We start from the raw sequence: 6,310 nt of genomic DNA, 5'->3' as shown, positions 1-6,310 counted from the left end.
ATGTTGTAAGGCTGGCATGTGGGGACATGAAATGCTTGCGTCCACTATGTGGTTCTCGATGTACGGTCGAGAACCAAGTTATTCAGCAATGAATGCTTGAAACTTCGAGACTTGCGTCTCTAATGTTTCGGCGGCCATAGCGAGAGGGAAACGCCCGGTCACATTCCGAACCCGGAAGCTAAGACTCTCAGCGCCGATGGTACTGCAAGGGGGACCTTGTGGGAGAGTAGGACACCGCCGGACTTACTTTGGAAATGGCCGACCAGCGATGGTCGGCCATTTTCGTTTAACACCTTTAATCCAATAGAGAATGCACCTGAGATCCTGAGGAGGGCCATCGTGAGCGAAGCCGACGATGAGAAGCGGACGAGCGACGATCGTCGCCCCCCTCGGAAGGACTCGGGCAAGCGTCCTTTTACCCCGCGCCGGGACTCGGCCTCGCGTTCTGACCGGACCGGCCAGCGTCCGGAGCGCTCGGGCCCGCGGCCGGACCGCGACGGACAGCGTCCTGCCCGCGACGGGCAGCGACCGGCTCGCGATGGTCAGCGGCCGGCTCGTGACGGTCAGCGACCTGCTCGAGATGGGCAGCGTCCTGCGGGGGACGGTCAGCGTCCTGCCCGCGATGGGCAGCGTCCTGCACGGGACGGTCAGCGTCCTGCGCGCGACGGGCAGCGACCCGACCGCGGTGGGCAGCGGCCCGATCGCGGGGGCCGGCCGTCCAACGGCGGCCCGGGCGAGCGGCGGCTCTGGACCAAGGACGGCAAGCCCGCCCGCAACGACTCCAGCGCCTCGCGCTTCGAGCGCCCCCCGCTCACCGAGGAGGAGCTGCGGGCTCGGGAACTGCGTGCGGTCCGTCCGCGCCATGACGACCCGATCATCCCGGACGACGTCACCCCGCGCGACCTCGACAAGGTCGCCCGCATGGAGCTGAAGACCCTCAACAAGGAGAACGCCGAGGAGGTGGCACGCCATCTGGCGATGGCCGCCCGCCTGATCGAGGAGGATCCGGCGCTCGCGCACCTGCACGCCACCTCCGCCGCGCGCCGCGCCGGCCGGATCGGTGTCGTCCGCGAGACGCTGGCGATCACCGCCTACGCCACGGGTGACTTCGCCCTGGCCCTGCGCGAACTGCGCACCTACCGCCGCATCTCCGGGTCGAACGAGCAGCTCGCCTTGATGATCGACAGCGAACGAGGGATCGGTCGTCCGGACCGCGCCCTCGAGGTCGGCCGCTCCGTCGAGCGCTCCAGCCTCTCCGTCGCGAGCCAGGTCGCCGTGGCGATCGCCATGTCCGGTGCGCGGCTCGACCTCGGGCAGCCCGACGCGGCGCTCACCGAGCTCGAGATCCCGCAGCTGAATCCCGACGTGGCCTACTCCTACAGCCCCGACCTGTTCGACGCCTACGCCGAGGTGCTGACCGAGCTCGGGCAGGACGAGGAGGCCGCGCGCTGGCGGGAGCGCGCCGAGCGCGCCGACGCCGCACTGAACGGCGACGGGGACGACACCATCGAGGTGTTCGAAGAGCTGGACGACGAAGACGACGGAGACGACATTGTCGTCGACGACTTCGCTGACGACGAGGGCGCTGAGGGCGATGAGTCTGTTCCGACCGAAGAAGCCTGAGACCGTGCTGCCTCTCGAGGGCGTCGACGCCGTGCTGGCCGACCTCGACGGGGTCGTCTACAAGGGCCCCGACGCGGTGCCGTACGCCGTCGACGCGCTGAACCGCGTGGCGGCGGAGGGCATCCGCACCGGCTACATCACGAACAACGCCTCCCGCACCGACGCGCAGGTCGCCGAGCACCTCAGCTCGTTCGGTCTGGGGGTGGCCGCGGCCGACGTCGTGACGTCTCCGCAGGCGGCCATGCGCATCCTGACCACCCTCGTCGACCCCGGTGCCACCGTGCTCGTCGTCGGGGGAGTGGGGCTCGTGACCGAGGTCGAGAAGGCCGGACTGGTCGTGACCCGCGAGGCCGCGGACAAGCCCGCCGCCGTGGTGCAGGGCTTCGCGCCCGAAGTCGGCTGGCTGCAGCTGGCCCAGGCGAGCTTCGCGCTGGCCGACCCCGCCGTGCACTGGGTCGCCACGAACACCGACTGGACGATCCCGGTCGCCGGAGGCATCGCGCCCGGCAACGGCACCCTCGTCTCGGCCGTGCACACCGCCGTGGGGCGGCTGCCGGTCGTGGCCGGGAAGCCGGAGAGGACGATCTTCGAGGTCGCGGCCGACCGCTTCGGCGCTCAGCACGCCGCCTTCATCGGCGACCGGCTCGACACCGACACGATGGGCGCCAAGCGCGCGGGGCTCCGCGCCATCCACGTGCTCACCGGCATCGACGGGCCCAAGCAGCTGCTTGCCGCGCCGAAGGGCTCGCGTCCCGACTTCATCCTCACCGACCTGCGGGAGCTGTTCGAGCCCTATCCGGTGACACGCACCTCGAAGGACGGCTCCGAGACGAGCGTCGGCGACGCCGTGGTGCGGATGAACGGCCACGTGGTCAGGGTCGTGAAGGCCGGCGGGTCGCCCGTCGACCTCGTGCGGGCGGGCAGTGCGGCGATCTGGGACTCCGGGTTGTCGATCCACGCGCTCGACGTCGATCCGCGGCTGTACAGCTGATCCGCGACGCGCCCGGACGGCCCGCCGTCAGGGCTCCGCGGTACGCTGGTGGAGTGACTTCCGACGACCTCGAGACCGACGACGCGCTGCTTCCGCGGCTGCGCCTGATCGAGGAGCAGCCGCTCGACCAGCGTGCCTCGGCGTACGCCCAGCTGCACGACGACCTGAAGGGCCGCCTCGAGGGCGGAGACTCCTCGTCGACGAATGGGTAGCTCCCGGCTCGACGCCGCCGTGGCGGCCAGAGGACTCGCGCGTTCCCGCACGCACGCTGCCCGGCTGATCGCCAACGGCTACGTGCGCGTCGACGGCACCCCCGTGATCAAGGCGTCCTTCCCGGTGGAGGAGGAGCAGTCGGTGACCGTGGACAGCGTCGACCGCTACGTCAGCCGCGGCGCCCACAAGCTCATCGCCGCCCTGGACGCGTTTCCCGTGACCGTCGAGGGGCGGCTCGCCCTCGACGCCGGCGCCTCGACCGGCGGCTTCACGCAGGTGCTGCTCGAGCGCGGCGCCGCCCGCGTCATCGCCGCCGACGTGGGGCACGGCCAGCTCGACCCGATCATCGGCAAGGATCCGCGCGTGGTCGAGGTCGAGGGGTTCAACCTGCGGTTCGCGACGCCGGCGACGCTCGCCGGTGCATCCGGAATCGACCAGCCGGTCGACCTCGTGGTCGCCGACCTCTCGTTCATCTCGCTCGGGCTGGTGCTCGAGCCCCTGATCTCGGTCGCCACCCCGGAGGCCGACTTCGTGCTGCTGATCAAGCCGCAGTTCGAGGTCGGGCGCACCGGAGTGCGCGAGGGGATCGTGCGCGACAAAGACCTGCGGGCCGACGCCGTCGCGAACGTGCTCTGGGCGGCGTTCGATCTCGGTCTGCCCACGGCCGGCCTCATCCCGTCGCCGATCGCGGGCGGGGCGGGCAATCTCGAGTACCTGGTCTGGTTCGACCGGGAAGCCGGGACGAATCCGACAGAATGGTTGGACCGAGTGACCGAGATGACAGGAGCCTGACGCGTGTCAGTGGAACGCTACATCCTCGTGGTGCTGCACACCGGTCGTCGTGACTCGGTGCTCGCGGCCCAGAGCGTGTGCCAGCAGCTCCGCGACGCGGGGGTCACCCCCGTGATCGCGCCCTTCGACGAGAACGACGACATCCACGTGCTGGCCGAGCTCGGCTCGTTCAAACTGCTCGGCGACGGCGTGACCGTGCCCGACCTCGAGCTGGTCATCGTGCTGGGCGGCGACGGGACGATCCTGCGCGCGGCCGAGCTGGTGCGGAACGCGCCGGTCGAGGGCCGCACGGTGCCGCTGCTCGGGGTCAACCTCGGTCACGTCGGCTTCCTCGCCGAGAGCGACCGCGACGACCTCACCGAGACGGTGCAGCGCGCCCTCGCCCGCGACTACCAGGTCGAGGAGCGGATGACCCTCTCGGTGCGGGTCAAGGTGGGCGACGACGTCGTCTACGAGAGCTGGGCGCTGAACGAGGCGACCGTCGAGAAGGCGAGCCGTGAGCGGATGCTCGAGGTCGTCATCGAGGTCGACGGCCGGCCGCTGTCGAGCTTCGGCTGCGACGGGGTCGTGATGTCGACCCCCACCGGATCGACCGCCTACTCCTTCTCGGCCGGCGGCCCCGTGGTGTGGCCGAGCGTCGACGCGCTGCTGATGGTGCCGCTCAGCCCGCACGCCCTGTTCGCCCGCCCGCTCGTCGTCGGCCCGGACTCCGCTCTCGCCGTCGAGGTGCTCGACCGCACCCAGGGCGGCGCCGTGCTGTGGAGCGACGGGCGACGGATGCGCGACCTCGAGAAGGGCGCGCGCGTCGTCGTGCGGCGCTCGCCCATCCCGGTGCGACTCGCCCGCCTGCACCAGGCGCCGTTCACCGACCGGCTGGTGCGCAAGTTCAATCTGCCCGTGAACGGGTGGAGGGGGCCGATGGATCGTGATTGAGGAACTGTCGATCAGAGACCTCGGGGTGATCGGGGAGGCCGTGCTGCCCCTCGGCCCCGGGTTCACCGCCGTGACCGGGGAGACCGGCGCGGGCAAGACCATGGTGGTCTCGGCCCTCGGACTGCTCTTCGGCGAGCGGGCCGACACCGGTTCGGTGCGTTCGGGCGCCTCGCAGGCCTGGATCGAGGGGCGCATCCTCGTCGACTCCGCCGGCGGCGTCGCCGAGCGCGTGCGCGAGCTCGGCGGCGAGGTCGAGGGCGGGGGAGAGAACCCCTCCGGAGCCGCGAGCGGCGGCCTGCCCGACGGCGAGCTCATCCTGTCGCGCTCCGTCTCGACCGAGGGGCGCAGCCGCGCCGTCGTCGGCGGCCGCTCCGCCCCGATCAGCGTGCTCTCCGAGCTCGGCAGCGCCCTCGTCGTGGTGCACGGCCAGTCGGATCAGCTGCGGCTGAAGAGCCAGTCGGCGCAGCGGGCCGCGCTCGACAGCTTCGCCGGACCGGGATTCGCCGCGCGCCTGGCCGACTACCGGGAGGCCTACGACCGCTGGCAGGGCCATCGTGCGGAGATCGACGCGCTGGTCACGGAGCGGAGCGCCCGCCTCCGCGAGGCCGACTCGCTGCGCTCGGCCGTGGAGGAGATCGGCGCGGTCGAGCCCGTGGAGGGCGAGGACGTCGAGCTCACCGAGGTCGCCGACCGGCTCACCAACGTGGAGGAGCTGCGGCTCGCGGCCGCCGAGGCGCACGAGGCCATCTCGAGCGAGACCGGCGACACCCCGGACACCATCGGCCTGGTCGACGCCGCCCGGCGGAGCCTGGAACGGGTCGCCCACCACGACTCCTCGCTCGCCCCGATCGTCGAGGCGCTCGCGAACGCGAGCTTCATCCTCTCGGACGCCGGTACCCAGCTCGCGAGCTATGTGGCGAATCTCGAGAGCGACGAGCCGGGCGCGCTGGACCGCATCCAGGAGCGTCGTGCGGCCCTGACGAACCTCGCCCGGAAGTACGGCCCCGAGCTCTCGGACGTGATCGCCTACGCGGCTCAGGCCGGACCGCGACTGCTCGAACTGGACTCGGACTCGGACCGCATCGAGGAGCTCTCCGCACTCGTCGACGACGAGCTGGCCGAGCTCGAGCGCGTCGCCGCCGAGCTCACCGGGCTGCGTCGCGCCGCCGGCGAGGCGCTCGCCGCGGGCGTGACCGAGGAGCTCGCCGCGCTGGCGATGCCGAACGCCCGTTTCGTCGTCGAGGTGCAGGAGCGCGAGGAGCTCGGCTCCAGCGGCCGCGACCTGGTGCAGTTCCTGCTGCGACCGCACGAGGGCAGCGAACCGCGACCGCTGAACAAGGGCGCGTCCGGCGGTGAGCTCTCGCGGGTCATGCTCGCGATCGAGGTCGTGCTGGCCGCGGCCGACCCGGTGCCCACCTTCGTCTTCGACGAGGTCGACTCGGGCGTCGGCGGTGCGTCGGCGATCGAGATCGGCCGGCGGCTGGCGGCCCTGGCCCGCACCTCGCAGGTGATCGTGGTCACCCACCTGGCACAGGTGGCGGCGTTCGCGACCAACCACCTGCGGGTGGAGAAAGATCTCGACGGGCCGGTCACCGCATCCAACGTGGTGCAGCTCACCGGCGACGAACGGCTCGCCGAGATGGCGCGTCTGCTCTCGGGCCTGCCGGACTCCGAGTCGGGGCTCGCGCACGCGTCAGAACTCCTGGAGACGGCCACGAGCCTCGCTGTGCCACACTGAGACCCAGTCGGGGGCGGGAG

General features: G+C 71.3%; 6 protein-coding genes and 1 rRNA gene. All 7 read left to right on the top strand.

All coding sequences use genetic code 11. The features are described from left to right. Positions 1–126 precede the first annotated feature (126 nt). The 7 genes from rrf (at position 127) to recN (ending at position 6,290) form a co-directional block, all read left to right on the top strand. Positions 127–243 (top strand): 5S ribosomal RNA (rrf, locus tag AC59HU_RS04095). A 678-nt stretch (positions 244–921) separates the two neighbouring features. Further along, the gene (locus tag AC59HU_RS04090; protein ID WP_497222057.1) at positions 922–1,623 is read left to right on the top strand and encodes a hypothetical protein; all 702 of its coding nucleotides are present in this window, start codon (positions 922–924) and stop codon (positions 1,621–1,623) included. Continuing rightward, a complete protein-coding gene (locus AC59HU_RS04085) occupies positions 1,595–2,614 on the top strand; it encodes an HAD-IIA family hydrolase (protein WP_497222056.1) in 1,020 nt (339 codons plus the stop codon). The genes AC59HU_RS04090 and AC59HU_RS04085 overlap by 29 nt, the downstream gene beginning before the upstream one ends. 53 nt (positions 2,615–2,667) lie before the next feature. Beyond that, positions 2,668–2,826, top strand: a complete 159-nt coding sequence (locus AC59HU_RS04080) for a hypothetical protein (protein WP_497222055.1) — start codon at positions 2,668–2,670, stop codon at positions 2,824–2,826. Then, positions 2,819–3,619: a TlyA family RNA methyltransferase gene (locus AC59HU_RS04075; RefSeq protein WP_497222054.1), complete on the top strand. Its 801-nt coding sequence runs from the start codon at positions 2,819–2,821 to the stop codon at positions 3,617–3,619. The genes AC59HU_RS04080 and AC59HU_RS04075 overlap by 8 nt, the downstream gene beginning before the upstream one ends. Before the next feature lie 3 nt (positions 3,620–3,622). Continuing rightward, complete coding sequence (locus AC59HU_RS04070; RefSeq protein ID WP_497222053.1) at positions 3,623–4,552, top strand: NAD kinase; 930 nt, start codon at positions 3,623–3,625, stop codon at positions 4,550–4,552. Next, entirely contained in the window at positions 4,545–6,290 is a 1,746-nt protein-coding gene (recN, locus tag AC59HU_RS04065) for a DNA repair protein RecN (protein WP_497222052.1), read from the top strand. The genes AC59HU_RS04070 and recN overlap by 8 nt, the downstream gene beginning before the upstream one ends. Positions 6,291–6,310: the final 20 nt, after the last annotated feature.

The organism is Herbiconiux sp. 320_LB (genome assembly GCF_059691755.1).
This window is presented reverse-complemented; position numbering and strand designations above follow the sequence as displayed.

Coding starts and splice junctions, on each gene's coding strand:
- AC59HU_RS04075 (WP_497222054.1), top strand. CDS start 2,819: ATGGGTAGCTCCCGGCTCGACGCCGCCGTGGCGGCCAGAGGACTCGCG.
- AC59HU_RS04090 (WP_497222057.1), top strand. CDS start 922: ATGGAGCTGAAGACCCTCAACAAGGAGAACGCCGAGGAGGTGGCACGC.
- AC59HU_RS04085 (WP_497222056.1), top strand. CDS start 1,595: ATGAGTCTGTTCCGACCGAAGAAGCCTGAGACCGTGCTGCCTCTCGAG.